A 25,355-nucleotide genomic window follows, 5' to 3' on the forward strand; every position below is an offset into this window, starting at 1 on the left:
AGGCGGAGACCCATAGCCGCCAGTACAACCACGCGATCTGTAACCCACTGTCACATCCCTTGGGGGGAGTATGACCAGCACCAGCAAGCTGAGCCCGGTCGAAGGGCTCCGTACCCACCTCGCCGAAGCGCTCGCCGAGACGGCCATGACCATCCTCACCGCGTACACCGACACTCTCGAGCAGGGCTGGATGCTGCGCGGCGGCTACCTGCGCGACTGCACGATCCCCGGCTGCCACGCCACGTTCGACCTCCGCGCAGCCTGGACCGGACAAGCTGCCGAGCCCGACCGTGAACCGGACGGTTGGCGGCGCTCCCAGGCCGCCGGCTACCTCTGCCCCCAGCACGCCCAGGCCCTGGGCGGGGACGGCACCGGCCCGCACCTGCCGACCTGGTTCTACCGGGACCACCGCGACAAGGAGCACGGCGGTTCCGTGCTGGTCTGCTCGTGCGGCTGGGACGCCGGCCCCATCAAGTTCCGGGGGCACGGCACGGTGCTGTGGCAGGTCCACGCCCTCGAGGTCCTGGAGGCGAACCGATGACCGCCCCTACCAGTGACCCCGAGGCAACGGCCAGCGTCCTCTACCAGGCCGCCGACTACATCGAAACCCATGGCTGGCACCAGGGCAGCCTCCGCAACCAGTACGGCGCCGTCTGTGCCATGGGCGCCATCGCCACGATCGCCCCGGTCGACGCCAACCGGCAGACATCCGCCGCTGAACGGGCCGCTCTCGCCGCTCTCGCCCGCTACCTGGACCTGAATGCGGAGCCCGGCGACACCAGCCCCGTCGCCGCGAATCCCGGGCTCCTGGTGTCCGCCTGGAACGACGACGCCGAGAACGCCGACCAGGTCATCACCGCTATGCGTCACACCGCCAAGCATCTGACCGGGGGCAGCTGATGAACAGCGTCGAGCAGCCCACCCAGGAGACGAAGTGAGCGCGGGTTCGTCGGCCGGGGACCGTGCGGCGGCGTTACGTGCTCAGGCGGTCCCGCGGGGTCTGAAGCGGCGTCTCCTGGCCGCGGTGGGCATGGACCGGAAGGGGGCCCGTCTTGAGGCGGAGGCGGGCCGGTGGGAGGCCGGGCTCGTGGGGGAGCGCCGTACGGCCGTGCTCCTCGCCCCGCTCGCGGCCGAGGGCTGGTACGGACTCTACGACCGGCGGATACCGGGCCTGGATCGGGCGAACGCCGATCACGTCCTCATCGCCCCGTCCGGTCGGGCGTTCATGCCGGATTCGAAGATGTGGCACGCCCGGAATCGGGCCCGGGTGCGTTTGGTGCGCGGTCGGCTGGTGCACGGCGATGCCGACAAGGACCGGCAGGTCGACGGTGTGCTGACCGAGGCGCGGCTCGTCGGGCAGGCGCTCGAGACTGCGGTGACGCCGATCATCGCGGTGCACAACGCGCCCGTCGAGGGCGGCGGGTTCATCGTGCGTGGGGTGCCGGTGGTGCCCGCAGACAGGCTGGTGGAGTTGCTGCGCCGGAACGCCGGCCGCCCCGACCCGGCCAGGGCGCGGGCCCTGGCGGAGAGGGCGCGGGCGGTGCTGCCCAGGTATGTGGAGTGAGCGTACGGTGAGCGGGTGTGCCTCGCGCGGTACGCCTACGGCCCGTCACCCTCTGGGGTGGCGGGCCGCTTTTGTGTGTTCAGGGCTGGTCGCCTTGGTCAGGGAGGAGCGCGAGGAGTTTCGCGACCAGCTCCTCGTCTGTCAGGTGATCGAACCCGCCTGGTGTGCAGGCCAAGTAGCCGACGCTGCCATCGGGCATCGGCAAGTGCCGGATCTCGTACGTGATGCCCTCGTCTTCGACAATCTCGCGTTCCTCACCCATGGCCTTGCCTGTCATCGCAGGTGCTGGTCGACGATGAGGTTGAGGAGGGTAGCGATGCGCTCGGCGCACTCCTGTACGTCCTGGCCGCCGAGGAGTGGGGCGATTTCGCTGGTGGTGTAGGGGGTGCCCGGTGGGTGCCGGCGGAGGCGTTCTTTGGCGAGGTCGGTGACCTGGCAGCGCGGCGGGCTGTCCGCGGGCGGCTCCGTGGTCACGGTTCGGCGCATCGCGTCGCGGTTGAACGTGGCGAGGAATTCCGCGTCTGTCATGGTCTCGACGTCCGTGCCGGGTTTGTAGGCGACGGTGATGCGGGTCCCGTCGGGCGCTTCGACGGTGCGGGCGTCGTAGCGTGGTTCTGGGTCGGGCATGCCTGCTCCCCTCGCTGCGGAGGCGTGGGGGGTGGCTGTAAACACCATTCACCCGGCGTAGCGGGTGGGTCAAGGGGTGTGCGTGGAGGCCCCCGCCGACGGGGGATGCAGCGGGGGCCTCGTTGGCCAGTGTGGCAGACAGGTCGGACATGCCGGGCCTAAATGGTCTGTCTAGGGTGATGGTCGTGACTGATCTACCTCCTGACCTGCCGAGACTCCGGACCCTCGAGACCTGGCTGAACCTCCAGTTGAAGGCCGTGCGTGCCCGTATCGCCGCCCTGGAGGGCCCGCCGTCGGCCGGGCGGCGTGTCGGCTGGTGGGTGACCTGGGCCCGGACCCCGCCCGGGACGCCGCGGCGGGGAACGCTGCATCAGGCCGGGTGCTGGTCGCCGGGCGAGCCGACCATGGGCCGGGAGGAGGCGGTGGCGATGCTGGAGCAGGAGGGTGTGGAGTCGTGCCCAGCGTGCAAGCCGCATGAGGCGCTGCTGGGTTGAGGGCGATTGGCCGAAGGCACGGCGGGCCGGAGGTGTGGTGACCGCGGCGACCCGACTCATCGGTCACATGTCGATCACTGTCAGGCCTATCGCTCACTGGCCCACACAACTGTGCACTACGGTCATCCCGCCCGAACAATCCCAGGGGGGATCATGAGCAACCCGTACAACACGCCGCCTACGCCCGGCAGACCGGCACCCAAGTGGGCCCGGAAGCGGTACGTGCTGCCCGCGCTCGGCCTGGTCTTCTTCATCGGTATCGGCGCGGGGGCGGCCAGCGGCGACACCAAGACGTCCGAGAAGGGCACGAAGCAGGCGGCGGCCGCGCCGAAGCCTGGCCCGACGGTCACCGTGTACAAGACGGTGACGGCGAAGCCGAAGCCGGCGCCGACCGTCACGGTCACCAAGACGAAGACGAAGATCGTGAAGGTGACGGTGACCGCCAAGGCGCCCGCAGCCCGCGAATCCTCCGACTCCTCATCGGGCGGCGGAGGCACCGGGGGCGGGTCGGTGTACTACGCGAACTGCTCCGAGGCTCGGGCAGCTGGGGCTGCGCCGATCCACCGCGGCGAACCGGGGTACGCGGCCCACCTGGACCGAGATGGGGATGGTGTCGGCTGCGACACCTGACCGGCCGACTCGACAGCACGACGCCCCACCCGATGGGTGGGGCGTTCGTCGTTCCCCGGGGGCTGCGGCTCAGGTCCTTCACGCCTCCGGCGGCTCGACGAGCAGCGGCACGGTGCGTTCCTCCCGCGCGGCCCCGTCCGTCACCGGGTCCCGGTACTTGTGCCCGTCCGCAGTGAGCAGGAAGACCGTGCACCGGATCACGGGCTGCCCGTCGCGCTGCTCGATGGTGATGGGCTCCGTGCGGTCGACGTTCTCCGGCTCGATGCCGTTCGCGCGCAGCCAGTCCTGGAGCGCGGGCAGCTGGCCGGCCTCGAGGAGGTGGCCCCACTGGTCGGGGTGGAAGACGAGGCGGGCGCCCGGTTCGTTCATGTCCGTCATGATGGCCGCGACCGCCGACAGCGGACCATGCTGCTCACGACTGCTCCCTCTTGCCCGGCCAGTCCGTGATGCGCAGCTCGTGGTGTGCGTCAGGGGGCAGCGTGTCCTTGGCAGCTTGCTTCGCCTCCCGGATGGCCATCTTGTAGCCGTGCAGGTAGCCCTGCGGTTCCGGGTTCTGTGCGTCCATGGACTCGGGATGTTCGGGCAGTGCGAGGACGCGGCCCAGGGCTGCGCGGGCTTCGGCCAGCTTGGTGTCGAGCTCGGATGCCTGCTTCAGGTGCTCGCAGGAGTCGAAGGCGTTGGGCCAGCCGTCGGTGAGCCATCCGGGCGCTACGCCGTGGTCGGTCCAGCCGCAGTGCTTCTGTCCGATCTCGTAGCCGTGCCGGGCCCACGAGCGGGCTTCATCCAGGTCGTTGCGAAGCTGCTCAACCTCTGCATCCGGGCCGTGGTCGTCCTCGGGGAGCCGGTATAGCCCGTCGTGTCTGTACCGGTCGGGCTTGTCCCCCCACGCCTTCAAAGCCTTCCCGCGGCGGGTGACCAGGTGCCCGGACTCGATACACAACTCATGGCCGTGGACGACGAGGATGCGGCCGATGACGAGACTCGGGTTCTGGGAGTCGCTGGTGGCGATGAAGGCGACGCGGTCGCCGACGGCAAGCTCGCGCTCGAGGAAGTCGACGCTGGGAAGGGCCGGGGTTTCGGAAGGGGCCATGTCCCCATCGTGTGCCCGTTCGGCGGGATCGTTGCCCCGGCTCAGTCCTGGTAGCCGCTAGCCTGCTCGGCGCGCGCGAGGGCTTCGGCCTGCGGGCGCGCCGGTTCTCGGCGTGGCTGCGCTGGCTTGGCTTGGCGCGGGGCCGGGTCTGATTTACTCGCTCGGCCCAGTCGGTGGGAGGAGTCGATAGTTCGGGCACTTGCCGGGGTCTCCCCACGGCGCGGTGTGGGGCTTCACGCTCCCGCACCAGGGGCAGGGGAGCACGGGGCGGGACTGGCTGCCTTCGATGCCGCAGTACCCGACCTCGCCGAACTCGGCGTTGCTGTAGACGACGACGGCCTGGCGACCGCAGGTGCACAGCTCTCCGGATGCGGCGCGACGTTCTGTCGAGTCGGTCATTCTGCAAGTCTGTCAGAGGGGTCTTTGGGGTGTGCGGCGGCGCAGCGGTCGGCCGTGGTGTCGACGTGGCCAGTCTGCCAGCCGTTGGTTCACGCCGACTGGTCTTCCCGCGGCTCCTCGGTTGGACCGGGGTCGGGGGCGGTGCGGCGCCAGGTGTCGGAGCGGCGGCCGGCCTCGAGCGGATCCGCTCCGGTGAGGACGTCGCCGAGGACGCGGGAGAGCGGGAGCGGCCCGGCGAGGGTGCGCGTGGCCTTCAGGTCGTCGAAGCACGGGTCGCACAGCGCGATGGGCTGCTTCAGGCCGAGGTCTCGGACGGTGTCGTCGGTGTGGCCGCACTCGTCGCATGTCGCGTCCGCGGCGCCGTCGTCCAGCTGCTGCTCGTTCTCTGATGCCCCCATACATTCGATCGTGCGCCACAGCGCTGTACGGGCGTTAGAGCGCCTATCGGACGTATCGGCGTGAATCTGGTGTGGCGCAGGGGGGTTGGGGCGTCACGCGGGCCCACAGGCGCGCCACGGGGCCACTCAAGCCGTGTCGGGTGGAGGCTGCTGGCTGGCGTGAAGGCATCTGGGGCAGGTCCAGGCTCGGCCGAGGATCCGCACCAGCTGTACGCCTGGGTGGTCGGGGCAGGTGAGGGGCTTCACCGCGGTCTGGGCCTGGGGGGTGTGGAGGTAGCCAGCGATCCAGCGGCGCCCGGTCTCATCCCTCTCCATCGTCTTGGCCCTGGTCGTCGTCGGTGTCGTCGGAGGCAGTGACAGTCTCCTCGTCGAGGAGGGGGTAGCCGTTGACCTGGTCCTTGGACACGGGGCCTCCCGAGGATGGTGCGGTGGTTGGTCTGGTGAGCGTTGCGCGCCGGGGCTGGGGTCGTCAACGGCGCGCGGATGTTCGAGGGGCTACAGGGCGCGCAAGTACAGCCAGGCCCCGCTGTGGCACTTCACGGTCAGCCCGTCCTTCGGTTCCTCGCGCAGGGACCACTGCTCGATTTCCTCGATCTCCTTCGACCCGGATCCGGCCACCAGTCGGGCGAGCCAACCCTCGGGGCCCTCGGCCCACGGACCGTCGAAGCTGATTGGGTCGCCCTCGACGGGCTTCTCGGGCTGGCCGAAGTCGTCGCGTTCCGCAGACCGGGCGTTGATCTGCCAGCGCACCTCACGCCCCTCGAGGACGACGGCCAGGCCGTACGGGCGCTTGCTGTCACCGACCTCCGCCAGAGTCGCCGCCTTCCCGGCCCGGGGGTCGTTCTTGGCGAGGTCGACGACGAAGTTCTGGAAGGTCTCGGGGCGCACTGGCGGGGGTCCTTTCGTGACGGGCTGGCTCATCGTAGGCGGGCCCAGGGGCGGCCTCGTCGATGCCGGGCCAGGTGCTGGCGTGGTGGGCGGTCTCGAGACGGTTGGCATACTCGGCCACACCGGGTAGCTCGGGTTCGTCGGTCATCCGGCGGCCTCTGCGGCCCGGACGGCGCACATCACGCGGGTGGCCAGGAGGTCGGCGTCGGTGCCGGGCACCATGGGCTGCCCGCTGGGCCAGCCGTAGCAGCGGATCGTCTCGAGCACGGCCGCGTACCGCGGGTCGCGGCGAGCGGCCACACGGTGGGCGATGGGCGGTGTGTCGTCCTCGCGGTCGAGGACGGCCTGGTACTCCGGCCGGCGGCGCAGACAGCCCACGCAGGTGACCTCCGCGTCCACGGGCAGGTCACCTTGCTCGGCGGAGCGGCCGCAGATGGCCGGGCTGCTGGTGACCCACGCGTCGAGCCGCTCTTCCCAGCCGTACAGAGCGAGGTGCGTCTCATCCGGCTCGCCGGGGAGGGCGAGGCGAGGCACGGGCTTGAGGTACCGGCGGGCCCGGTCCAGCTCGGCAGTCACTCGGCTTCCCCTTCCGTCTCGAGGTCGGCACCGCCGACGACCATGCGCAGACGGCCCCGGGACGGCAGGGGCCGCGTCTCGCCAGGCGCCGGCCAGTCATCCGCGCACAGCCCATACGACGGCGGCTCCCAGAACTTGCCCCGGTAGTGCCGGTAGACCTTCTCCCAGTCGGCCTTGAAGTAGCAGGGCAGGAGGCCGCCCGCGTTGGGGATGGGCTCGGGTGCGGCTTCGTTCTGTGCGCGGACCTGCTCGGCGACGCGCTCGGCGTGCTCCTTGTGGCGCTTGCAGAACCAGTGCGCGGTGACCCATCCGGTGCGCGGGTCCTTCTCCAGGACGCGGTGGTGGCTCCCGGCGCCGCAGACGCCGTCCTCGGTGCGCCAGTCCCGGGGCGGTGTGTAGCCATCGGGCACGTAGACGATCGGCGGCGGGGGCTTCCGGATGAGGGTCGGCTCGGGCAGTTCGGGCTGGGTGCGCGGCTTGTACGGCCGGGGCCGGTAGGGACGCAGGCGCGGCGCTTCGCAGGCGGGGCCGAGGTTGCACCGTTCCTGGGCCTGGTAGGGGAGTTCGTAGCGAGGTGCGTCGTTGGCGATGAGCCGGTCGTAGCGTGCCCGCCCGGCGTGTACGCCGAGCTTCCGTCGGGCGACCTTCAGGGGGCTGACACCGTCCTCGCGCTTGGCGAGGTCGACGGCATACGCGACGGCGAGGAGGAGTTCGCGGGTCTCGTGCCCGACGCGGGGGTCTTCGTAGATGGCGGCCACCAGCTCGGCGAACGACCGCTTCGGCCGCTGCTCCTCGGCAGGGGCCGGAACGGAACGCAGCACGTCACACCTCCTCGTCGTCGGCGCAGCCGCAGCGGACTCCGCCGTCGTGCTCGGGCGGGTTCGGCGGCACGGCGCGCAGGTTGGGGCAGCCTTCCGGGAAGCGGGGGCAGCGCTCGAGGAGGGCGACGGCCGGGTACAGATCGGGGAACGCGAAGCAGGCGTCGACCACCAGGTGTACGACCGCCGACTCCTCGAGGCCCCCGTCCTCTGGCGTACGCATGAGGCCCTGGACGTAGCCCATCACAGCGGCATCGTGGATGAGGCCGCGTTCCCGCGCTGTTGGTGAAGCGGGAATGGCCGCGCCGGCCTCGACGACCAGGGACACGACCTGCGAATCCTTGGGGCAGCCTTCATCTCGTGGGCGCTTGAGCCCTTGGGTGTAGCCGAGGACGGCAAGGTCCTTCACCAGAATCCGCTCCCGGTCGGTGAGGCTGTCGAGGAAGGCGCGGACTCTGTCGGCGCGGGCGGCTTCCCGTTTGGCGAGGTAGTCGGCCAGGGTTTGCGTTACCTGATCTTCGCGGTAGTCGGTCACGGGCTGGTCCTCTCCGGGCAGGTGGGGTGTCGGTGGGCGGCGGTGCCGATCGCGGCCGCGGTCTCGATGCTGATGCGGTCCGTCCACCGGTCCCCCTCCGTCCCGCACGACCGGCAGCGCCAGAACTCGGCGCCGTTCTCCTGGACGAGGTCGAAGCGGTCGTAGAAGGCGTTCAGCTCGGCCTCGCGCCGGGTGTAGATCGTGGAGCGCTTCTTGTACTCCCGGTAGGTGTGGCCACCGCAAGATTCCGGCTGGTCGACGGCTTGGTTCCAGCCGGGCTGGTAATCGGGGTGGGTGCGCCAGAGGCGGGCGAGGCCGGTCATGGTCAGGCAGGGGACGCCGCCGTCGGACGGTTTGCAGGTGATGCAACGCCCGGCGGATCGGCCCCGGGAGTCGACCCAGATGTTGTGCTGGGAGGCGATGAGGTAGAGGGAGTCGACGCGATTCAGCTCGGCGTCCCGGGCCGGGCCGGGCGGGAGAGCTTCGGCGGCGACCTGGGCTTCGGCGAGGCGGGCGTACACGAAGTCCTCGCATCGGAACTCCCACCGCCAGTTCGGGTCGTCCGGGCCGGTCACTCGCCAGTCTCCTTGGACGCGGACGGGACTCTGCCGTCGACTCGGTCGGCGTACTCCTCCAACTCGTTGATGGCTCCGTTCCAGCCCTGCCCGTACCAGATCGGGCCCGTCAGGGCGGTGCACGTGACGGGGATGGACCGGAGGTGGGCCACGGCCCGGTCGAGCTGCTGGCGGTGGTCGAGCGCTGGTGCATTGTCGGCGCGTTCCAGTGCGGTGCGCAGTGCGTCGACCGCGGTCGCGGTGGCGATGGTCTGCGGGAGTCGCTGCTCCCACGCGTCGGTCATCTGCCTGACCCGGGTGAGGGTGGCTTCGAGGGCGTTGGCCCGTGCCTCGGCTTGGGCGAGGGCCTTGTCGGCCCGGTCGCGGTCGACTTCCGCTCGTTCGGCCATGCGCTTCCAGAAGTCGCCGCGCCGCTGCGCCCTGTCGAACTGGTCGTCCTGCGTGGTCACTGGGTCTCCTCCAGGAGCTTGTTGACGACCCCCATGCCGTCGATGAGCGGGCCGCTCTCGGCGTCGCGCAGGGCCTCCCACACCTCCGCGAGGACGCGGCCGCGGTAGCGGGACCAGTCGGCTTTCAGCTCGTCCGTGAAGACGGTGACGAGGGCCTTGGCGAGGGCTTCGGTGTCGCTCCGGCACAGGGCGCACGTGTACGTGTATCGATGGCCCTTCTCCCCGGGGCGCGGGTGGTGGTCGAACTTCTCCTGGCCGGGTGTGTGGGTGTTTCCAGTGGACGGTGTGGTGCGCAGCGCCAAGTCGATCCGTTCGATCAGGGGGTGCCGTGCGGTCCGGTCAGGCATCGGTCACGCCCCGTACTTCTCGGCGCCGTCCGGGACGTGCCCGGTACCGCCACACGCGTTGCACGCCTTCACGGACGCCTCCTCGACGATGCCCAGCCAGAACTCGACCTGCTGCTCCCACTCGGCCTGCGCAGTCGCGTAGTTCGGGCCGTGGACGCGGGGCGGGACGGGCAGGACCAGCCTGCGGTCGACGGTGACGGGCACATCGCGGCCGGACTTCAGCTTCTGCCCGTTCCGTCCGATACGGGCCTGCCAGCGGGTGACGGGCTTGTCGAACGGCACCTCAAGGGTGACGTGCAGGCCCGGCTGTCCTTGGTAGCCGTCGAAGCAGTGCCGCACCCCGTGCCTGTGCTTGATCAGCTTGTGCAGGTGGTCGCGGAGGCCGTCGATGTATCCGGGGAAGCAGTGCGCGTACTCCGGGCGCTGGGTGATGCCGTACGCGATCTCAACGATCCACGGCAGGGAATCGGAGTCGCGCGGCTCGCTGCCCTCCAGCGGGACCCACGAGCCCTCGATCTCCTCTTCGTACTCGTCCTGCGGCTCGACCACGGACTGGTACAGGGACCACAGGCGCTCGTGCTCGTCGTCGGTGGCGTCCTCACGGCGGGCCTTCCACTCGTCCACGGTGAGCCGGGCCGGGTAACGCACCGACGCAGTGTCGGGGTCCTTCAGGGTGTAGCCGGTGGTCTTGGGATTGGGCTGGTAGGTGGCGGTGATCCGCTGGGCCTGATGGTCGGTGACCCACCACGGGGAGTCTTTGGTGAGCTGGGTCATGGGCTGTCCGTCGGCGTACACGCCGGTGCGCTGCGGCTGGCCCCACTGGGTGTCGCCAGGGAGGTGGTAGAGCCAGCGGCCGTCGGGGTGCTGGATGGCGTAGTGCGCGAAGTCGGGCGTGGCCATGGTGGTCCTTTCGGTGGGGCGGGTTTCAGGCTGCCTCGGCGGGCGCGGGGTGTTGCCCCCGCTCGGTGGGCGGGCAGGGGCGGGGAGCGGCGGTCGTCAGTCTCCGGGGAGGATCGTCACGGGCACGGCACCCGGGGTGGTCTGGCTGTGGCCGAGGTCGAACCGCTGGTGGCCCTGCTCGTCGCGCCAGTACACGGCCCAGTCCCGCCGGACCCGGTACTGCAGCTCGGCCGGCTTGCGGAACTCGTCGTAGAAGGGCTCGCCGTTCAGGTGGCTGATGAACGCCGCGGACGCGTCGACCATGAGCGCGGGGTCGATGTGGCCGAGCGCGATGCAGGAGCTGTCCTCGCCGTAGTCGGCCAGGGCAATGCCGTGGTGCACCGACACCATGTCGGCGGCGGTGGGGGTGAAGACCCGGTCGGGGGCGTATCCCTCGAGACCACGGGCGGTGTCGTTCAGGGCGTCGAGGACGTCGTACTGGGTGCGCTCGCCCGCGTCGTGCCAGGCGATGAACGTCTCGGGGTCGTCCGGGTCGCCGAGGCCGAGGTGCTTCGTGACGTGGGTGATGGCGGCGTCGTACCGGGCCTGGTTCTGGTTGGTAAGGATGTGCCGGGGGTCGTAGTGATAGCCCACGACGCCGAGGCCGATCGCGGACAGGGCGTGAATGTGGCCCTGGATGTTGCAAGGCCGGCCCTGAGTCCAGCCGCGGCGGTACAGCTCGCTGTGGGCGGTGTGGAGGATGCTGGCGATGTCGTAGCTGGACGGGGCCATGGTGGTGGGCATGGTGGGGTCCTCTCAGGCGTCGGCGGGCTCGCTGAACGCCGTGACAATCTCCGCCAGCAGCACCTCGGCTTCCATGAGGTGGCCGGCGAGCTGCCCGGCGTTGGTCAGGTCGATGGGCTGCTTGGTGCGCTCGACGTAGGCCCGAGCCTGCTCGATGGCCACGATCTGTCCGGCGGCGCGGACGGGGTCGTCCATGGGGGTGTCCCTTCGGTGTCGGGTGGTGCGGCGGGTCTGGAGCGCCCCGCGCCGGATTCGAACCGGCTGCATCCGCCTGACGGGGCTGGGGATCAAACTGCGAGAGCGTCGGCAGGTGCGATTCCGGCGGCGGTGATGGTGAGCGGCATGCCGTCGAGACGGCGGACGAGACCACGCACCTGAACGCGCGCATCACGGGCGGTCAGGAAGTCGGGAATGTGCCGCAACCTGTCGGCATCAAGGGTGGCGATGACGGTGGCGCCGCGGTCGTCGGTGACGGCGAGGACCATACGCAGACCTGCCCCCTTGCCGTAGGTGCGGCGGCTGGTGATGGTGCCGGTGACGTCGCCCCACGTGTCGTCGGGGACCTGGGTGATGGGGTCGTGAACGAGACCGGTGATCGAACGGTGACGGAACAGGACAGCGGCCATGACGGGCTCCTCACGGGTTGGTGGTGCGGCGAGATTGGGCGGGCCCCGGCCGTGGTGGGCCGGCGGAAGGGCTTTCAGCGTTGCCCGGCAGAGGCCGGGTCTTGCCCCCGCTTGGTGCGAGGGGTGGCCGCCCCGCCCGCGGGGGTCGGTGCGGGGCGGCCGGATCAGGGGAGGTCAGGCCTCGAGTTCGAGAGCCGTGGTGACCTTGTGCGGCTCCAGGCTCAGCCAGTCGCAGCCACCCTCCAGGCGGAAGGCGCCGTCCTCGTCCTCGCGGATGTCGTCGATGCCGAAGGACTGGTGAATGCGCTGGGCTGCGGTGACGAACTGGCCGCGACCGAGTTCCCGATCGAGGAAGACGCCGATGATCTCGCCGCCTTCGTGCATCTCGCCGCGCTGGAGGATCCACACGACCGGCCCGACGGGCTGCTGTACCTGCTGGTGGGCGGTCTGGATGTCGGCCACTGGTCCCCCTCGGGTCGTTTGGTGTGGCTCCACTCTATCCGTAATTCACTGCGCGTGCAATGAAAGATATGAGGGGGTGTCGCCCCGGCCCGGAACCGGTCACCCAGCCGCCAGAACCAGACGCCGGCGCCCGGACCCCAGGCGGCCGTACGCCTTCGCGCAGACGATGAGAAAGGCCGAGCAGGCTCACGACCGAGACGCGGGAGGGGGTGACTGATGGGCTACCAGACCAGGTGCGGCGCCATGACCACCAAGAAGACGCGGTGTCGGAACAAGGCGATGGTCGGCTACTCCCGGTGCAAGAAGCACCAGGGCGAGTGGTCGAAGCCGCAGGTGAAGCAGACGAAGAAGCGCTGAACGAGCGGCCCGTCCTGCTGCGGCAGGGCGGGCCCCAGCCGTGACGTCCCGCGATTTCTCCGGCCCCGCCAGCCTCTACCGGGGAACGCCATCCCTGCCCATGCAGCCACCGGGGGACGAGCAAGACTCAATTGAAGAGGGGCGGGCGCCGTCAGCCCCTTAGTTTCCGGGCAAAGTCCGGGTTCTCCTTCTTGGTCCACTCCCACAGGTGTGCCGGAAGCTCACTGCGCTTCGCGCCCGCATCGAGATAGGCCCGGAACTCCGCCACCAGGTTGCGCTGACGATCTGGCCACTCGAAGGTGCGCAGGCACCCGTGGCAGTAGTCCGGCGTCGGATTCCAGGTGTCTTGCTGCCGAACGCCACACTCCGAACAGCACAGTGCATCAGTGGAAGGAGGAGGCACCAGACGGCTCACCGGCTGCTCGGCGTCCGGCCGCCCGACGAACAGGTTGATCCCGTCGGCGAGCTGCTTCATGTCGCGTCGCGCACCGACGAGCGCCAAGATGCCCATCGGGCCGGCGTTGATGGTGAGGACAGAGGGCCCCAGGAACTTCGTCTGCAGCTGCGCACCCAAAACAGTGGAATGCCCGAGCGATGTATAGGTGTGGGATCCGTCTTCCTGCGCCAGCAGGATCCGAAGACGAGTGAGAGCGGCCGCACCCCCGGGACGTGGAACCGTCTGGCTGCCGGCCACCACCAACAGCTGGTCGAAGCCAAACAGAAGTACCAGCTTCTCGTCCCCACGTATCCGCGCCTGTGCTCGCTGCAACGCCTTCTCGCGTCTGATGTTCTCCACGCTTAGCCCCTCCCCGAGTCACCTGGCGCGAGAGTACAGCCGCTGTGGCCAATCGATCGCGGCGTCTTCGTGGCGCCCCATGAAGGTCCTTTCGCGGGCCGCGGGCTGCGGGCCGCGGGCCGTGGAGGTGGCGGGGGCACGTGAGGGAGTGGAGACCAGTCTCCGGCGCCGACGCTACCCGGCCTCCGGCCGGGCCGAGGCCCGCCGGCGCCCAGGTTCACCGAGACGAGTGGCCCGCCAGCTCCTCAGGCAGTGCCTCCACGCCCGCCATGGCCCTCAAGCAGTCCGCGACTGCACGGCAGTCCCCCAGGGCCCGGTGAGAACCACCCAGGGGCTGCCAGGCGTACCCGCCCCAGTACCCCGACCATTCACCCACCCAAGTCGAGTACGGCACCATCACGTCCTCGAATTCAACGCGGTCGAGCCAGTCGGCCACGGCCTGCGCCGGGTAGTCGTGTCCTACGGCCGCGTAGTGGAGGGTGAGCTCGTACCGGAGGCGGGCGACGTCGTACGCCTTGTTGTAGATCAGGCAGCGTTTCCCCTCGAGGGCCGCCGCCAAGGCGGGCAGGACGTCCCCGAATGCGGGCGCCCTGGCCGCCAGTTGGTTGGTGATGCCGTGAACGCTGGTCGCTTCGTACGGGATCGGCACCCCGGGGTTGATCAGCGTGTTGACCAGGGGTCGGCCGTCCACAGTGGTGACGGCGATGTCGACGATGCGGGCGTCGTCGTCCAGGCCCGTTGTCTCTGTGTCCAGGATGACGACCCGCGGGTCGTCGAGCGCGGCAGCCGCCCACGCCTCGAGGCCGCGGACTTCCCGCTCCCGGGCCTCGGCCGCCTCCTGCTCGGCTTCCCGCTGCCGCTGCTCCCGCTCGGCGCGCTCGACCGCCGCCCGCTCCTCACAGGGCGGGCACCACCGCGGCGACCACGGCCGGTACGGGTGCGTCTTCCGGGCGGCGGCCACTTCCTCATCGGTGGCGGTCTGAACCTCGCATCCCTCGCCGGGGCAGGTCCGCGCCCACGCCGCGACCCGCTCCTGCTTCACGTGCTGCTTGATGAGGTGCCACACCCGGCACATCTCGCAGGCCCGGGACCGGGGCGCACTGAAGGGCAATTCGGCAGCGGACACCCGGCGGCAGAACCTACATGTCCGCTCGTACAGATCCCGATACGCCTGCTCGGCCTTCTCCCGGCACTCCTCGCACCGCACGTGCACCACGTACTTGCGGACCTCCCCACACTCCGGGCAGGTCCTGCGTGCCCGCACCGCCTGCTGCTGCTTCGCTGACAGAGGCCGCATCTTCACCGCGGCGGCCGACTCGTACAGCGGCACCTCCTGCCACCCCGCGCCGCGCATCAGGACCTTCAGGTAGGCGACGGGCTGCTGCCCGTCGGCGAGCTTCAGCCGGTCCGTCTTCAGCTGCGTGACAGTGCGCAGATGTTCGGGTGCCTGATCGCGCTGGTACACGGGCAGCGGGCTGGCATCGGTGGTCACGCATACCTCCTCAAACCGGGCTGATGATGGGACCGTACCGGCGGCCACCGACAACGCGGTCATGGTGCGCACCGCGAGGGAACCGGCCAGGCGGGTCAGGTAGCTGGCGCCGGATGCTCTGGAGCTGGCTCGCCGTCGCGCGCAGGCCACGTCTCGAGCACCCGCTGCCCGCCGGCGGTCTCCTCAACGAGACGGATGACCACGGCCGGGTCGCTCCCGTACACCCCGATCCAGTCCCGGTAGCAGCGCCGCGCGGTCGCCTCGACACTCCACCAGCCCGTGACAGCCGGACCGCCGGCTTCGAACTGGACCTTCACGCAGTACTGAGTCACCGGGTCTCCGTTGTCGGCCATCGGCCGGCCAGGCTATCCGCCCGTCGATTTAGTTCGCGGCCTTGACCAGTCGAACCAGCTCACCAACAGCCGACCACGGCACCGATGTCTCGTAGCCCGCGTCGTACATGAGCACCAGGTGTGGCTCGGAGGCGGCGGGATACTGGGCCACACGGGCGTCCAGATCCTTGGTCAGCTCGATACACACCGACGCGTGCTCGCCGTTTGGCGAGTCGGCCGTGCAGTAGTCGCGCGTGCACCAGCGCGGATGATCCGAACCCTGCTGAGCCGCCATGCGCTGATTCTCCACGCCATCTATCCGTAGAGCACGCAGACACGCTCTACTGCCATGACGAGGTGGTGACCGAACGTTCTCGGGGAGGGACGGGTCGTGAACTTCGAGTTCATCTGCGGGAACTGCGACATGGAGAACATCATCTGGGGCAAGCCGGCAGGGTTCTGGACGCAGTTGTATCGGGTCCCCGACGAATGGGACTGCTGGAACTGTGGGGTCACGAACACCACCCCTGACCCGCCGTGGACACCGGCCGAGTAGGCGTTCTCCGGGCTACGTGACACTGCCCGCACCTCAACGCCCCCGCCCAGACGGATGGGGGCGCGTCGGCCGGTCTGCGTCAGTGCGCGTCTACGGCGTCCCCGCACTGGTGGCTGGCCACCGGCTCGGCGATCGCTGTGAACGGCGTCAGCGGCGGCCGCACCCACTCGGTGCGCGCCGTACGGGCGTGCTCGTCGCACGCGTACACCCGGGTCTCCAGGGCGCCGTAGGCGAGGCCGCCGTCGATCTGGCTGCGAGCCTCGATCAGGACGGTGGCGGGCTCGGTGCAGGTACCCATTCGGCGCACGGTAGTCGTCATGTGGTTCTCCATCGTGGTCAGCGAATTCATCAAGTCTGGGCCATGTCCACGAACCGGCTGTAGTGCAGTTGCGCGGCAACTGTGATCGTCGCAGTCGGTCCGTTCCGGTGCTTCGCCACGATCAGATCAGCTTCGCCGGCTCGAGGCGACTCTTTCTCGTAGGCGTCCTCGCGGTGCAGCAGGATCACCATGTCGGCGTCCTGTTCGAGCGAACCGGACTCGCGCAGGTCGGAGACCATCGGTTTCTTGTCCGTGCGCTGCTCAGGCCCTCGGTTCAACTGGGACAGCCCGATGACCGGCACCTTCAGTTCCTTGGACAGGAGCTTGAGGCTGCGGGAGATGTCCGAGACGTCTTGCTGCCGGGACTCGCCTGCGCGGGTGCCGGTCTGCATGAGCTGGATGTAGTCGATGACGATCAGCCGTACGTCATGCTTCTGCACCAGGCGCCGGGCCTTGCTGCGGATGTCCATCAGCGTCAGGTTCGGGGAGGCGTCCAGGTACAGCGGGGCTTCCTTGATGCGCGGCATGTACCGGCTCAGGCGCGACCAGTCGTCATCGGTCATCTGGCCGCTGCGAATGTGGTGCAGTGCGATCTTCGCGGTGGCAGACCACAGTCGGTGGTGGATCTCTCGCCGACCCATCTCGAGGGAGAAGAACGCGGCCGGGATGTTGTGGTCGATCGTGCAGGCGCGCACCACGTCCAGCGCTAGCGTCGACTTCCCGACCGCCGGTCTCGCGGCGACGATGATGAACTGGTCCGGCTGGAACCCGTTCGTGAGCAAGTCCAGGTCGGTGAATCCGGTGGGCAGCCCCGCGAGCCCGCCCTCGCGCCGGGACAATTCCTCGAGGTAGTCGATCTCCTCCTCGAGGGTTTCGCCGAGGGGCGCGTAGTCGGCGCTGGCCTCTTCGTCGGCGACCTGGAATAGCGCGGCGCCGGCCGCGTCGACGGAGTCCTTGGCGTCCTCGTCGTCGTAGCCGAGCTGGACGATGCGGGTCCCAGCTTCTACGAGGCGTCGTTTGACCGCCTTCTTCTTGACGATCTCCGCGTACCACCCGGCGTTCGCCGCGGTGGGGGTCTGCTGTACCAGCGTGTGCAGATAGACGGGGCCGCCGACGCGGGCGATCTCCCCGCGCTTGGACAGCTCGTCGGCCACGGTGATGGGGTCGGCCGGATCGCCCTTGGCGTGCAGGTCCAGGATCGTCCGGTAGATCGTCTCGTGGGCGGGGCGGTAGAAGTCCCGGGTCTTGAGTTGTACTTCGACGGCCACTTCCTCGATGGCGTCCTTCGACTGGAGCATGCCGCCGAGGACGGACTGTTCGGCTTCGGGGTTGTGCGGGGGAGTGCGGTCGAAGTGGCGGGCTTCCTGCTCCTGGCCGGTGTCGACCTGCTGCGGAATACTCAGGGGAGTGCTCCTTCGGGAGTCTGTGCGGCGGCCGGGCCTGGGGAGGCATCCACCGGCCGCCGCGGCGTTTGTGTAGTCAGTTGGTCGCGCGGCGCGTGAACTTCGGGTGGCATTTCTCGCAGGGGACGTCACGGCCGTTGGTCAGTTCGACCATGCGCTGCGCGGCGGTGACGGGCATCTCGCCTCGATTGCACTCGCCGCACCATGGCGCGAGGCGACCAGAGGCCCCTGTGGTGTCTGGGGTGGGATCTTCCTGGGTGCGGCGGCGCTTCAGGTCACGGATGCGCCCAGGGAGGGTCCTGACGGGCATCCGGGCCGGATTCTTCGGGTCGTCGTAGGTCAGCTCGAGGGCGAAGAAGTCGTCCAGCTCGTGGCCCTGGGTGTGCGCTCTCGAGGCGAGCAGCGGAGCTAGGTCCCGGGCTACGTCGGGTCCGCACTGCCAGCGACCGGGCAGGTCTTGCAGGAAGTCATTCGCCGCACGCACCTCGGCCATGGTCGGCACGTAGTCCTCGGGGTGCAGCGCGCACGCGGCGGCCCACTTGCCTGCCCTTCCCGTTTTTGGGGGGTTGGGGGGAGGAGTTCCTCCTCCCTCCGGGGGGTGTGGGGGGGACAGAGCGGAAACCGGGTTTTCCGCGTTTCGGTTGTGACCTGCGGGAACGGGCTCGGAGGGAAACGCTGGTTTCCGGGGTTTCCCTCCCGGATCCCTGGAATCCCGACTTTCCTTCTGACCTGGCGAAACGCCGGTTTCCGGGGTTTCGAACGGCCGTGCGTGCTGCGTATCCCCGGTTTCCGGGGTTTCGGTGTTGACCTGTGGGAACGCTGCAATGCCCGACTTGACGTACTGGTCGTTGTTGGCAGGGTTCAGGTAGAACTCGATGCGCCACTCAGGCCGCCCGGTCTCCGGGTTGTAGCCCGCCGCGTGCTTGATGTGTCCCGTGGCTTTCAGCCGCTGGAAGATCCCATCGAACCGGGTCTTCCCCATCTTCCAGCCCAGGGCCTGCATCTCCCGGGCGAGTTCTTCCTTCGTCGCGGGCCTGCGCGGGTCACGCAGCTTGAGGAAGCCCAGAACACCTACATCCTCAGGCTGGAGTCCATCCGCCTGCACGACGCCTCGGGCCAAGGTGACGCTGTCCGGCAACTCGAAGCCAGGAACGACAGGCGCTCCTCGCATCTCCTCTTCGGGCGGCTCGTAGCCGCCACGGCCGCTCACCAGGCGCTTCCGCGCGTCGCTGTGAGCGGGTTGTCGTCCGCCGTGGTGGTGATCACAGCGGGTCGTGCGGGGGTGCAGTGTCGGGCACGCCCTTGTGCCTGTAGCCTCACGTGTGAAGCGCCGCCTTCCTGGATGTTGGTCGCCTTCAGCAGCGAGGTCGGACTCGCTGTAGTGCTTGGACGGCCGGATCGGGTCTGACCACCCGCCGGCCGTTCTGCGTTCCCGGGACTACCACGTACCTCCGCGTAGCCCAATAAGCGACTCACCGTGCGCCCCCTCGCCGCTTGCGCGGTCCTCGATCTGGACCGCGGCCGGTCGGCGGGTGCTCCTGGAAGTAGGCGATCAGGCGCTCGGTGCGCATCAATCGGGTCCGGCCAGCGATCAGGTAGGGCTCGCGGCCTTTGCCTTCTCCGAAGGGCCAGTTGGCCCTTCGCCCGATGTAACGCAGCCCCTGCGGGGTCATGCTGCTGGCCAAGCCCTCGCGGACCAGCAGCTCGGCAGCGGTCGTGAAGGTGACGTATTCGGGGATGCTGTTTTTGCTGGTCATCGGGGCATCGCACCCCAACTACTTTCGCCCAAAGAAAGTAGCGCTAGGCTCATTACGAACCTTTCTCCAGAGGGGTTCACACTGCTGGCGAATCGCTGCGAGTCGCCGGTGGTCAGAACGGCCGGTCGGGCTACCACCCCGTGCCGGCCGTTCGCGCATCCAGACCCGAGAGCCGGGACGCGAGAACGATCAGGTTCTACCTCCTCCCCTCGTCCCGCGGCCATGCTGCGGACTCATCACGGATCAGGTCGGCGACCAGCTCTACGCGGTCACCCGGGATGACCCTGATCGTCACCTCGACGGGCTGATTGTCTCGCCCCGAGCGCCCCACCAGGATCAGTTCCATAACTGGCATGGAAGTCGGGATCTCCAGCAGCCGAGCCTCTTCCGGTGACGGCATGCGAACCCTGGTGACCTCCTGCCAGGAGATCGGCCCATGGCCGGCCTCCTCCAGCCGGTCGAGGTAGCCGCCTGGGCCGGTTGACTTCTCCGCTACGCGAGGAGCGTCAGCAACGGCCTGCGGTGACAGCCACGTGTCGACGATCTGAAATGGCGGTTCACCCTCGGGCGACATCACGCGTCGGCGCCGAAGGACCTCTGCCTCTTCGTCCACTCCGAAGTGCTCGGCGACGATCGCCGGGGCAGCCTCGAACGACGCATGCGGTGTCCCGTGTGTCTGCCAGGGCTCGTCCGCATAGCTGGCTGCTGGGAAGACGTACATGCCCGCAGTACTGCGGGTGACGATCTGGCTTCGCTTGATGCGCCTGCGCTCGGTACGGGTCAAGACGAAGGTGCCCTTCCGGCCTGCCGTTCTGACCAGCCCCTCCGCTGCCAGGTGGGCGATCGCGCTGCGGACCGTCTGCCTGGCTACGCCGTACTGCTCCATCAGCTGAGTGATGGGCGGCAGGATCCCAGGGGTCCCGTCCGGCTCTGGGGGGAATTCACCCCCTTCGATGCGCTCCCGGACGAGCTGCGCTAGCTCGCGGGAGTTCGGTGCGGCGCCGTTCGGCATCCGTTTCCTCCTGTCTGTGTGGCTCCATTATTACTTTTGGGCTAGCTGCTTGACAAGTAGGTCTGCCCCAAACCATGATTGAGTCTAGTCAATCACGTTGGTCCGAGCACGACGAACGGCCCCCAGTGTCGCCACACCGGAGGCCGCTTCATGGACCAATCGCCGACCTGGGCTAACAGGAAGGAGCGGTCCGCCATGAAGGATCGCACACGGGCACTGTCCGTGACCACCAGGGGTGAGCTTCGGCTCACTGCCACCGCATCCCAGCCGGACGAGTTCCTGCGCCGGGCCCGCGCGGCGGACGCTGCGAAGCCGAACGTCCCGGCCGGCCAGCTGCCTGCCACGGTGACCGAGGCGTTCATCCGCCTCGTCGCCCTCCTCGACCAGCGCACCGCCGGCGGCCTCGCCCTGGACGTCGTGGTTCGGGACCGGGTCACCGGCGAGACCGCCGGGGTTCTGCCGGTCACCGAGGACATGGCGGTCGCGCTGCTGGCCGCGTTCTGCGACACAGTGTCCGCGGTGCGCCCGGCCGGTGAGCACTTCCGTACCGCCGACACCGCGCCGGCCCGCCCGGCCCTGAGCGTGCTGCCTGGGGGTGTCGCGTGATGGGCACCAACGGCAAGCCGGTCCGCATCGACATGTTCAACCCGGACGGCCGCCTCATCAGCGACACCGCGGCGAGCAGCGGGCACCTTGAGCTCCACGACTCCACCCGGCCCGACGTCGCCCCGATCGTCCTGGACGACTTCCTGATGGCTGTGATGCGCGGGGAGGTGTCGTGATGACGAACGAGGAGATCCGCGCTCTCGAGCTGTACCACCAGCTCGTCAACCTCAGCCCCGAGGACGGTGAGACCGCGGCCCGCGTCACCATTCGGGCCGCCAACGGCCGGCTCGTCGGCGACGTGCTGCTGAACAGCCGCGACCTCGAGGCGCTGACCGACACGGTCGCCTCCCTCAACGCCTACGCCCAGGACGAGCGGGACGCGGCCCAGCAGCTGCACCCCGACGCCCTGGCCGACCTCGAGGCGCACTTCGCGTCCATCGACCTCGGCGACACGGACGGGGACGCGTGATGAGGATCTTCACCGCCGAGGAGGACCAGCAGGCCGCTGACGCCCTGGCCCAGCAGCGCATCGAGGACGCCCGCCGGGCTGCCGAGGACGCAGAGCGCGCCCGCCAGCAGGCCGAGGCGATGCGGGACGGAGGGCAGGGCTGATGGAGCACGACCGCCCTCGACCGGCTGAGCCGGAGGAGCCGAAGCCCCACCCCGAGCTCCCGCACCGGGTCCCCGGAGGCTCCCTGTGATCACCGCCCGGCCCGGCGCCCAGACCCCCGCCGTCGACACCGCGGTCCCGCCGCTCGACGACGAACTCGACGGGCTCCTCGAAGACCTCGCCGGATTCGGATCCGGCACCGACCAACTCGTGGACGGCCTCCGCTACCTGGCACTCACCGCGCACAGCCTCGACTCCACCCAGACCACCTTGGCCGTGCTCGCCGGGAACGGGCCGAACATCGTCACCGCCATCGCGGCGCTGATCGCCCGGCTCGGCGACCCCGCCCAGAACCCCGCGCTCCGCGACCTCCCCGCCGACCGGCAGGACCAAGCCCGGGAGCTCACCACCCAATACGCCCACTACGACGACCAGTTCGCACCCCACGACCTCATCTCCGAGACCACCGCCGTCATCGACGGCCACTGACCAGGAAGGACCACCATCCCGATGGCCATGACCGCCGCCGAGCACTTCGAGAAGGCCGAGGCACTGCTCGAGAAGGCAGACAACTACTGCAACGACGACAGGGTTCCGATCTGGTTGACCCGAGCCCATGCCCATCTCGCAGCCGCCCGTCTGCTGCTTGACGCGGAGATCTCCATGGTCGACCCGGGCAGCCCGCCCGGTACTGCGGCCTGGCGCTCCGGGATGGACCAGATCGCTGAGAAGCGCCGCACCACCTGACCACCCACCGGGTGGGGCCCGCTGAGCCGACAGGCGGGCCCCACCACCCGGCCCGGTCGGCCCCGAAGCCCACCAGCCAACCCCCAACTGGTGGGCGCCGAGACCGACCAGACCACCCCGCCCGACACCCAGGAGGAACCGCATGACGACCACCCAGACCATCACCCTTGAGCAAATCATCGACCGCTACGCCAAGCCCGTCGCCTTCGTCGCCGACAAGGACGAGGCGCCCGCCACCGAGATCGGCGAGTTCATCGACCAGCTGTACGCCGTCAGTGCGGCGCTCGATCTCGTCCGCATGGACACCGACGACGTGGACGCCGCCGCCACCTACCTCGCCGACGCCCGCACCAGCACCGGAAACGAGCAGCAGGTGCTTCTTGCCAAGGCGGAGCAGCACCTGGCTAGCGCCTGGGACCTGCTCGACGAGTACGCGCAGATGGTCTGACCCCTGGACACGGACTGACGCGCTGTCCGATCCGCCGGTCCCGTACCGGCGGTGAGGAGAACCGCCAGCCCAACCACCGCACCGACCACAGGAAGGACCCCATGAAGAAGACCACCCTCGCCGAGTCCGTGATCGTCGTCCTCAGCGGCGCCCTCGCCTACGGCCTCGGCGACCAGCTCGCCGACCACGGCGTCAGCCTCACCACCATCGTCGCCGCAGTCGCCTTCACCCTGTCGTCCGGTCTCGCCCTCGCCGAGCAGATCAGCAGGAGCATGCGGACCACCCTCTACACCTGCCCGGCCAAGGGCTGCCCGGTCTCCATCCGAGCCTCCGGAACCAGCCGGGACGAGCTCGATCGCCTCCAGGCGCTCGCCACCGACCACAGCAAGCACGGCGCCACCGCCTGACCACCCCGCCCGCACCGAACAGGAGCCGACATGACCGACACCGCCATCGAAACCGAGACCGAGACCGTCCGTCTCACCGCCGATGTTGTCGTCGTCACTCGCTACCGGGGCCTACGCGGCCTTCTCCGCCGCATCCTGCGCCGCACCCCCTACAGCCACGTCCTGCTCATTGAGCGCGACTGGCCGCCGTTCGAGGGGGCGTGGGCTCTGCCTGGCGGTCACGCAGATACGGGTGAGACGACCCGCCAGGCAGGGGCCCGCGAGCTGGGCGAGGAAGTCCGCGTGTACGTGAATCCCGCCCACCTGATCCAGGTCGCAGCTTTTGACCGCCCCGACCGCGACCCGCGCGGCAGGTACGTCACCGTCGCCTACCTCGCCGTCGTCCCCGCCGACACCCCGATCGCAGCCGGGGACGACGCCCGAACTGCTCGCTGGTGGCCCCTGAACGATCTGCCGCAGCTGGCCTTCGACCACGACGAAATCCTCCACGTCGCCGTGGCCACGAGCTGAACACCCTGACCAGCTACACCCACCCCAACCGCCCGCACCGCACCCGACAGGAGACCGCCATGATCCCGCAGCACACCGGCTCCACCCCCACCGACCTCACCACCTGGGGCGCAGCCGACTTCGAAACCCAACAGAACCTCGCCGCCATCCACCCCGACCTCGCCATCCCCGGCATCGACATCTGGGCCCCCACTCAGCAGCACGACACCACCCCTGACCTCGCAGCCTGACCCGAAAGGACATCCCGGTGCCCGACATCACCATCGAATCCTTCGGCTACGGCCACGACGCCCCACCCCAGGCCCACCTCACCCTCGACCTCCGCCACCACTTCCGCGACCCCCACATCAACCCCCAGCTCCGCGGCCTCACCGCCCACGACAAGCCCGTACGCCGCGCCGTCCTCAACACCCCCGGCATCCGGCCCCTCCTCACCGCCACCGTCCACCAAGCCCTCGCCTACCGCCAAGGCCCCAGCAGCGGGCCGCTCACCATTGCCGTCGGATGCGTCGGCGGCCGGCACCGCTCCGCCACCGTCGCCCACTGCCTCGCACGCCGACTCCGCCGCCGCGGACTGACCGTCGACCTCAAGCACCGCGACCTGACCAAGCCCATCATCCAGCGCTGACCACAGGAAGGCCACGACCCGTGACTGCCGCCGCTCCGACCACCACATGGCACACCACCATGGACATCAACGGCGAGCCGTACCCCACCCGCTACTACGCGCCGGACGCCGACGGCAGCAGCGACGACTGCTACGGCCTCCCCCCGGCCCAGCTCGACTACGTGCGCGCCATCCACGAAGCTGGCCACGCCATCGGCGCCCTCATTGGCCGAGGCCACCTCCACTACGCGCAGATCGTCAAGGGAACCGCCACCACCGAGGAGGGCGGCGTCACCGACTGCTGCAACCTCAACGACGGCCACGCCTACGCCGTCTTCACCGCCGCGGGAGAGCGCGCAGTTGACCGGTGGCTCCGCGAAGCGGCCCTGTGGACCCCAGAGCGGGCCGTCGCCAACGAGGTTGGTGCCCACGGCGACCGGCGTCAGTTCCTCGCCATCAACCCGCACGTCGGCTACGGAGACCGTGAGGTCGACTACCGCGTCCTCCACGACCTCGCCGACACCGCCCTCGACAAGCACTGGGCCGCCGTCACCCGCGTCGCCGACGCGCTCACCCAACACGGGCACCTCACCGGCGACACCATCGCCACCCTCGCAGACCTCCCCAACGGCACTCACACCGCCCGCTGACCGCGAAAGGACCGATCCCCGTGACCAGCACCCCGGCCCCGGAGCCGACCCGCATCCCCCGCCTCGGGGAGTCGTGGACCCTGCCCACGGCCGGGGCCACCCCCCACACCCCGCCGGCCACCGAATCCGACCTCCCCAACCCCCTCTTCGACCGACTGATCCGCGGCATGACCCCCGCCGACTGGGCCATCCGCATCGTCCTCTTCCTCGTCATGACCGCCGCCCTCGCCGTCGGCACCTGGTCCATCTACACCCTCCTCACCCAGCAACTCCAAGCCCCCCGCCCCATCGCCATCCTCGGCTGCGGCATGTTCGACGTCGCCGCCCTCTTCTTCGCCCTCCTCTCCCAGCGATACGCCGTCACCACCGACAGCGGCCTCGCACCCCGCCTCGCCATGCTCGCCATGATCTCCACCAGCTCCTGGGTGAACTGGCAGCACGGCCAACTCGAAGGCTGGGGCATCGTCGGGTCCGTCATCCTCGCCGCCGCCCCCGTCATCGCCGAGCTCGCGTTCGAGATGTTCCACCGCTACGCCCACCGCGAGACCCTGCGCCGCCTCGGCCGCGTCGCCCAGACCCTCCCCG

46 protein-coding genes are annotated in these 25,355 nt (G+C 69.5%); 19 read left to right on the forward strand and 27 right to left on the reverse strand.

The features are described from left to right. Positions 1 to 70: 70 nt before the first annotated feature. Genes ACFV2X_RS38285 through ACFV2X_RS38295 form a run of 3 tightly spaced genes read left to right on the forward strand, consistent with a single transcriptional unit; the run spans position 71 to position 1,564 of the window. The gene (locus ACFV2X_RS38285; protein ID WP_385625782.1) at positions 71 to 541 is read left to right on the forward strand and encodes a hypothetical protein; all 471 of its coding nucleotides are present in this window, start codon (positions 71 to 73) and stop codon (positions 539 to 541) included. Then, a complete protein-coding gene (locus tag ACFV2X_RS38290; RefSeq protein WP_385625784.1) occupies positions 538 to 900 on the forward strand; it encodes a hypothetical protein in 363 nt (120 codons plus the stop codon). Before ACFV2X_RS38285 ends, ACFV2X_RS38290 begins: the two co-directional genes overlap by 4 nt. Before the next feature lie 34 nt (positions 901 to 934). Next, positions 935 to 1,564, forward strand: coding sequence for a nuclease-related domain-containing protein (locus tag ACFV2X_RS38295; RefSeq protein ID WP_385625786.1), 630 nt, complete (start codon positions 935 to 937; stop codon positions 1,562 to 1,564). Between the two features lie 79 nt (positions 1,565 to 1,643). On the opposite strand, the gene ACFV2X_RS38300 is transcribed toward ACFV2X_RS38295, so the two are convergent. After that, positions 1,644 to 1,841, reverse strand: a complete 198-nt coding sequence (locus ACFV2X_RS38300; protein ID WP_385625788.1) for a hypothetical protein — start codon at positions 1,839 to 1,841, stop codon at positions 1,644 to 1,646. Further along, positions 1,838 to 2,191, reverse strand: a complete 354-nt coding sequence (locus ACFV2X_RS38305) for a hypothetical protein (protein WP_385625789.1) — start codon at positions 2,189 to 2,191, stop codon at positions 1,838 to 1,840. Before ACFV2X_RS38305 ends, ACFV2X_RS38300 begins: the two co-directional genes overlap by 4 nt. Before the next feature lie 185 nt (positions 2,192 to 2,376). Between ACFV2X_RS38305 and ACFV2X_RS38310 the strand changes: the two genes are divergently transcribed. Next, the gene (locus ACFV2X_RS38310; protein WP_385625790.1) at positions 2,377 to 2,685 is read left to right on the forward strand and encodes a DUF6233 domain-containing protein; all 309 of its coding nucleotides are present in this window, start codon (positions 2,377 to 2,379) and stop codon (positions 2,683 to 2,685) included. Positions 2,686 to 2,838: 153 nt separating this feature from the next. Next, on the forward strand, positions 2,839 to 3,315 hold the full coding sequence (locus ACFV2X_RS38315) for an excalibur calcium-binding domain-containing protein (RefSeq protein WP_385625791.1): 477 nt from the start codon (positions 2,839 to 2,841) through the stop codon (positions 3,313 to 3,315). 78 nt (positions 3,316 to 3,393) lie between these two features. Here the strand turns inward: ACFV2X_RS38315 and ACFV2X_RS38320 are convergent, their stop codons facing one another. The 20 genes from ACFV2X_RS38320 to ACFV2X_RS38415 form a co-directional block, all read right to left on the reverse strand. After that, a complete protein-coding gene (locus ACFV2X_RS38320) occupies positions 3,394 to 3,684 on the reverse strand; it encodes a hypothetical protein (protein WP_385625792.1) in 291 nt (96 codons plus the stop codon). Between the two features lie 43 nt (positions 3,685 to 3,727). Continuing rightward, on the reverse strand, positions 3,728 to 4,405 hold the full coding sequence (locus tag ACFV2X_RS38325; protein WP_385625794.1) for a hypothetical protein: 678 nt from the start codon (positions 4,403 to 4,405) through the stop codon (positions 3,728 to 3,730). A 153-nt stretch (positions 4,406 to 4,558) separates the two neighbouring features. Then, positions 4,559 to 4,804 carry a hypothetical protein gene (locus tag ACFV2X_RS38330; RefSeq protein ID WP_385625795.1) on the reverse strand — a complete coding sequence of 82 codons (246 nt, stop codon included), beginning with the start codon at positions 4,802 to 4,804 and terminating at the stop codon, positions 4,559 to 4,561. 89 nt (positions 4,805 to 4,893) lie between these two features. Continuing rightward, positions 4,894 to 5,202, reverse strand: coding sequence for a hypothetical protein (locus ACFV2X_RS38335; RefSeq protein WP_385625797.1), 309 nt, complete (start codon positions 5,200 to 5,202; stop codon positions 4,894 to 4,896). Positions 5,203 to 5,697: 495 nt separating this feature from the next. Beyond that, entirely contained in the window at positions 5,698 to 6,090 is a 393-nt protein-coding gene (locus ACFV2X_RS38340) for a hypothetical protein (protein ID WP_385625798.1), read from the reverse strand. Between the two features lie 144 nt (positions 6,091 to 6,234). Beyond that, positions 6,235 to 6,666, reverse strand: a complete 432-nt coding sequence (locus ACFV2X_RS38345; RefSeq protein ID WP_385625799.1) for a hypothetical protein — start codon at positions 6,664 to 6,666, stop codon at positions 6,235 to 6,237. Continuing rightward, on the reverse strand, positions 6,663 to 7,487 hold the full coding sequence (locus ACFV2X_RS38350; RefSeq protein ID WP_385625800.1) for a hypothetical protein: 825 nt from the start codon (positions 7,485 to 7,487) through the stop codon (positions 6,663 to 6,665). The genes ACFV2X_RS38345 and ACFV2X_RS38350 overlap by 4 nt, the downstream gene beginning before the upstream one ends. A gap of 1 nt (position 7,488) precedes the next feature. Further along, positions 7,489 to 8,019, reverse strand: a complete 531-nt coding sequence (locus ACFV2X_RS38355; protein ID WP_385625802.1) for a hypothetical protein — start codon at positions 8,017 to 8,019, stop codon at positions 7,489 to 7,491. Next, positions 8,016 to 8,594 (reverse strand): hypothetical protein, encoded by a 579-nt coding sequence (locus ACFV2X_RS38360; RefSeq protein ID WP_385625803.1) that lies wholly within the window; start codon positions 8,592 to 8,594, stop codon positions 8,016 to 8,018. The genes ACFV2X_RS38355 and ACFV2X_RS38360 overlap by 4 nt, the downstream gene beginning before the upstream one ends. Further along, complete coding sequence (locus ACFV2X_RS38365; protein ID WP_385625805.1) at positions 8,591 to 9,043, reverse strand: hypothetical protein; 453 nt, start codon at positions 9,041 to 9,043, stop codon at positions 8,591 to 8,593. Before ACFV2X_RS38365 ends, ACFV2X_RS38360 begins: the two co-directional genes overlap by 4 nt. Continuing rightward, entirely contained in the window at positions 9,040 to 9,390 is a 351-nt protein-coding gene (locus ACFV2X_RS38370) for a hypothetical protein (RefSeq protein ID WP_385625806.1), read from the reverse strand. Before ACFV2X_RS38370 ends, ACFV2X_RS38365 begins: the two co-directional genes overlap by 4 nt. A gap of 3 nt (positions 9,391 to 9,393) precedes the next feature. Further along, positions 9,394 to 10,290 (reverse strand): hypothetical protein, encoded by an 897-nt coding sequence (locus ACFV2X_RS38375; RefSeq protein ID WP_385625807.1) that lies wholly within the window; start codon positions 10,288 to 10,290, stop codon positions 9,394 to 9,396. Between the two features lie 96 nt (positions 10,291 to 10,386). Then, positions 10,387 to 11,073 (reverse strand): hypothetical protein, encoded by a 687-nt coding sequence (locus ACFV2X_RS38380; RefSeq protein WP_385625809.1) that lies wholly within the window; start codon positions 11,071 to 11,073, stop codon positions 10,387 to 10,389. Positions 11,074 to 11,085: 12 nt separating this feature from the next. After that, positions 11,086 to 11,268: a hypothetical protein gene (locus ACFV2X_RS38385; RefSeq protein ID WP_385625810.1), complete on the reverse strand. Its 183-nt coding sequence runs from the start codon at positions 11,266 to 11,268 to the stop codon at positions 11,086 to 11,088. Positions 11,269 to 11,360: 92 nt separating this feature from the next. After that, on the reverse strand, positions 11,361 to 11,699 hold the full coding sequence (locus ACFV2X_RS38390; RefSeq protein ID WP_385625811.1) for a hypothetical protein: 339 nt from the start codon (positions 11,697 to 11,699) through the stop codon (positions 11,361 to 11,363). Positions 11,700 to 11,873: 174 nt separating this feature from the next. Continuing rightward, positions 11,874 to 12,161, reverse strand: coding sequence for a hypothetical protein (locus tag ACFV2X_RS38395; RefSeq protein ID WP_385625812.1), 288 nt, complete (start codon positions 12,159 to 12,161; stop codon positions 11,874 to 11,876). Positions 12,162 to 12,669: 508 nt separating this feature from the next. Next, positions 12,670 to 13,314 carry a hypothetical protein gene (locus ACFV2X_RS38400; RefSeq protein WP_385625814.1) on the reverse strand — a complete coding sequence of 215 codons (645 nt, stop codon included), beginning with the start codon at positions 13,312 to 13,314 and terminating at the stop codon, positions 12,670 to 12,672. Between the two features lie 217 nt (positions 13,315 to 13,531). Further along, a complete protein-coding gene (locus ACFV2X_RS38405) occupies positions 13,532 to 14,806 on the reverse strand; it encodes an exonuclease domain-containing protein (protein ID WP_385625816.1) in 1,275 nt (424 codons plus the stop codon). 95 nt (positions 14,807 to 14,901) lie between these two features. Then, positions 14,902 to 15,159 (reverse strand): hypothetical protein, encoded by a 258-nt coding sequence (locus tag ACFV2X_RS38410; RefSeq protein ID WP_385625817.1) that lies wholly within the window; start codon positions 15,157 to 15,159, stop codon positions 14,902 to 14,904. Positions 15,160 to 15,187: 28 nt separating this feature from the next. Continuing rightward, positions 15,188 to 15,433 (reverse strand): hypothetical protein, encoded by a 246-nt coding sequence (locus ACFV2X_RS38415; protein WP_385625818.1) that lies wholly within the window; start codon positions 15,431 to 15,433, stop codon positions 15,188 to 15,190. Between the two features lie 96 nt (positions 15,434 to 15,529). Between ACFV2X_RS38415 and ACFV2X_RS38420 the strand changes: the two genes are divergently transcribed. Continuing rightward, positions 15,530 to 15,694, forward strand: a complete 165-nt coding sequence (locus ACFV2X_RS38420) for a hypothetical protein (protein ID WP_385625819.1) — start codon at positions 15,530 to 15,532, stop codon at positions 15,692 to 15,694. Positions 15,695 to 15,773: 79 nt separating this feature from the next. On the opposite strand, the gene ACFV2X_RS38425 is transcribed toward ACFV2X_RS38420, so the two are convergent. From ACFV2X_RS38425 to ACFV2X_RS38445, 5 genes are all read right to left on the reverse strand, one after another. Beyond that, positions 15,774 to 15,992, reverse strand: coding sequence for a hypothetical protein (locus tag ACFV2X_RS38425; protein ID WP_385625821.1), 219 nt, complete (start codon positions 15,990 to 15,992; stop codon positions 15,774 to 15,776). 50 nt (positions 15,993 to 16,042) lie between these two features. Next, positions 16,043 to 17,416: a replicative DNA helicase gene (gene dnaB, locus ACFV2X_RS38430; RefSeq protein ID WP_385625849.1), complete on the reverse strand. Its 1,374-nt coding sequence runs from the start codon at positions 17,414 to 17,416 to the stop codon at positions 16,043 to 16,045. Positions 17,417 to 17,492: 76 nt separating this feature from the next. After that, complete coding sequence (locus ACFV2X_RS38435) at positions 17,493 to 18,626, reverse strand: hypothetical protein (protein WP_385625822.1); 1,134 nt, start codon at positions 18,624 to 18,626, stop codon at positions 17,493 to 17,495. Positions 18,627 to 18,888: 262 nt separating this feature from the next. After that, on the reverse strand, positions 18,889 to 19,173 hold the full coding sequence (locus ACFV2X_RS38440; protein WP_385625824.1) for a hypothetical protein: 285 nt from the start codon (positions 19,171 to 19,173) through the stop codon (positions 18,889 to 18,891). A 196-nt stretch (positions 19,174 to 19,369) separates the two neighbouring features. Beyond that, on the reverse strand, positions 19,370 to 20,185 hold the full coding sequence (locus ACFV2X_RS38445) for a GntR family transcriptional regulator (protein ID WP_385625826.1): 816 nt from the start codon (positions 20,183 to 20,185) through the stop codon (positions 19,370 to 19,372). A 195-nt stretch (positions 20,186 to 20,380) separates the two neighbouring features. On the opposite strand from ACFV2X_RS38445, the gene ACFV2X_RS38450 reads away from it, so the two are divergent. The 13 genes from ACFV2X_RS38450 to ACFV2X_RS38510 form a co-directional block, all read left to right on the forward strand. Next, positions 20,381 to 20,791, forward strand: coding sequence for a hypothetical protein (locus ACFV2X_RS38450; RefSeq protein ID WP_385625828.1), 411 nt, complete (start codon positions 20,381 to 20,383; stop codon positions 20,789 to 20,791). Beyond that, positions 20,791 to 20,967, forward strand: a complete 177-nt coding sequence (locus ACFV2X_RS38455; RefSeq protein ID WP_385625829.1) for a hypothetical protein — start codon at positions 20,791 to 20,793, stop codon at positions 20,965 to 20,967. The genes ACFV2X_RS38450 and ACFV2X_RS38455 overlap by 1 nt, the downstream gene beginning before the upstream one ends. Beyond that, on the forward strand, positions 20,967 to 21,260 hold the full coding sequence (locus tag ACFV2X_RS38460; RefSeq protein ID WP_385625831.1) for a hypothetical protein: 294 nt from the start codon (positions 20,967 to 20,969) through the stop codon (positions 21,258 to 21,260). Before ACFV2X_RS38455 ends, ACFV2X_RS38460 begins: the two co-directional genes overlap by 1 nt. Continuing rightward, positions 21,260 to 21,403, forward strand: a complete 144-nt coding sequence (locus ACFV2X_RS38465) for a hypothetical protein (RefSeq protein WP_385625832.1) — start codon at positions 21,260 to 21,262, stop codon at positions 21,401 to 21,403. The genes ACFV2X_RS38460 and ACFV2X_RS38465 overlap by 1 nt, the downstream gene beginning before the upstream one ends. Before the next feature lie 85 nt (positions 21,404 to 21,488). Next, positions 21,489 to 21,890, forward strand: coding sequence for a hypothetical protein (locus ACFV2X_RS38470; protein WP_385625834.1), 402 nt, complete (start codon positions 21,489 to 21,491; stop codon positions 21,888 to 21,890). A gap of 21 nt (positions 21,891 to 21,911) precedes the next feature. Next, positions 21,912 to 22,148, forward strand: coding sequence for a hypothetical protein (locus ACFV2X_RS38475; protein ID WP_385625836.1), 237 nt, complete (start codon positions 21,912 to 21,914; stop codon positions 22,146 to 22,148). A gap of 142 nt (positions 22,149 to 22,290) precedes the next feature. Beyond that, positions 22,291 to 22,596 (forward strand): hypothetical protein, encoded by a 306-nt coding sequence (locus tag ACFV2X_RS38480; protein WP_385625838.1) that lies wholly within the window; start codon positions 22,291 to 22,293, stop codon positions 22,594 to 22,596. Between the two features lie 101 nt (positions 22,597 to 22,697). After that, on the forward strand, positions 22,698 to 23,003 hold the full coding sequence (locus ACFV2X_RS38485; RefSeq protein WP_385625839.1) for a hypothetical protein: 306 nt from the start codon (positions 22,698 to 22,700) through the stop codon (positions 23,001 to 23,003). Positions 23,004 to 23,033: 30 nt separating this feature from the next. Next, entirely contained in the window at positions 23,034 to 23,513 is a 480-nt protein-coding gene (locus ACFV2X_RS38490) for an NUDIX domain-containing protein (RefSeq protein ID WP_385625841.1), read from the forward strand. A gap of 59 nt (positions 23,514 to 23,572) precedes the next feature. Continuing rightward, the gene (locus tag ACFV2X_RS38495; RefSeq protein WP_385625843.1) at positions 23,573 to 23,743 is read left to right on the forward strand and encodes a hypothetical protein; all 171 of its coding nucleotides are present in this window, start codon (positions 23,573 to 23,575) and stop codon (positions 23,741 to 23,743) included. A gap of 17 nt (positions 23,744 to 23,760) precedes the next feature. After that, positions 23,761 to 24,141, forward strand: a complete 381-nt coding sequence (locus ACFV2X_RS38500) for an ATPase (protein WP_385625845.1) — start codon at positions 23,761 to 23,763, stop codon at positions 24,139 to 24,141. A 20-nt stretch (positions 24,142 to 24,161) separates the two neighbouring features. Further along, complete coding sequence (locus ACFV2X_RS38505) at positions 24,162 to 24,770, forward strand: hypothetical protein (protein WP_385625846.1); 609 nt, start codon at positions 24,162 to 24,164, stop codon at positions 24,768 to 24,770. A 20-nt stretch (positions 24,771 to 24,790) separates the two neighbouring features. Beyond that, on the forward strand, positions 24,791 to 25,355 hold a 565-nt coding region (locus tag ACFV2X_RS38510; protein ID WP_385625848.1), incomplete at its 3' end, for a DUF2637 domain-containing protein.

Source organism: Streptomyces sp. NPDC059679 (genome assembly GCF_042734105.1).
Taxonomy (GTDB): domain Bacteria; phylum Actinomycetota; class Actinomycetes; order Streptomycetales; family Streptomycetaceae; genus Streptomyces.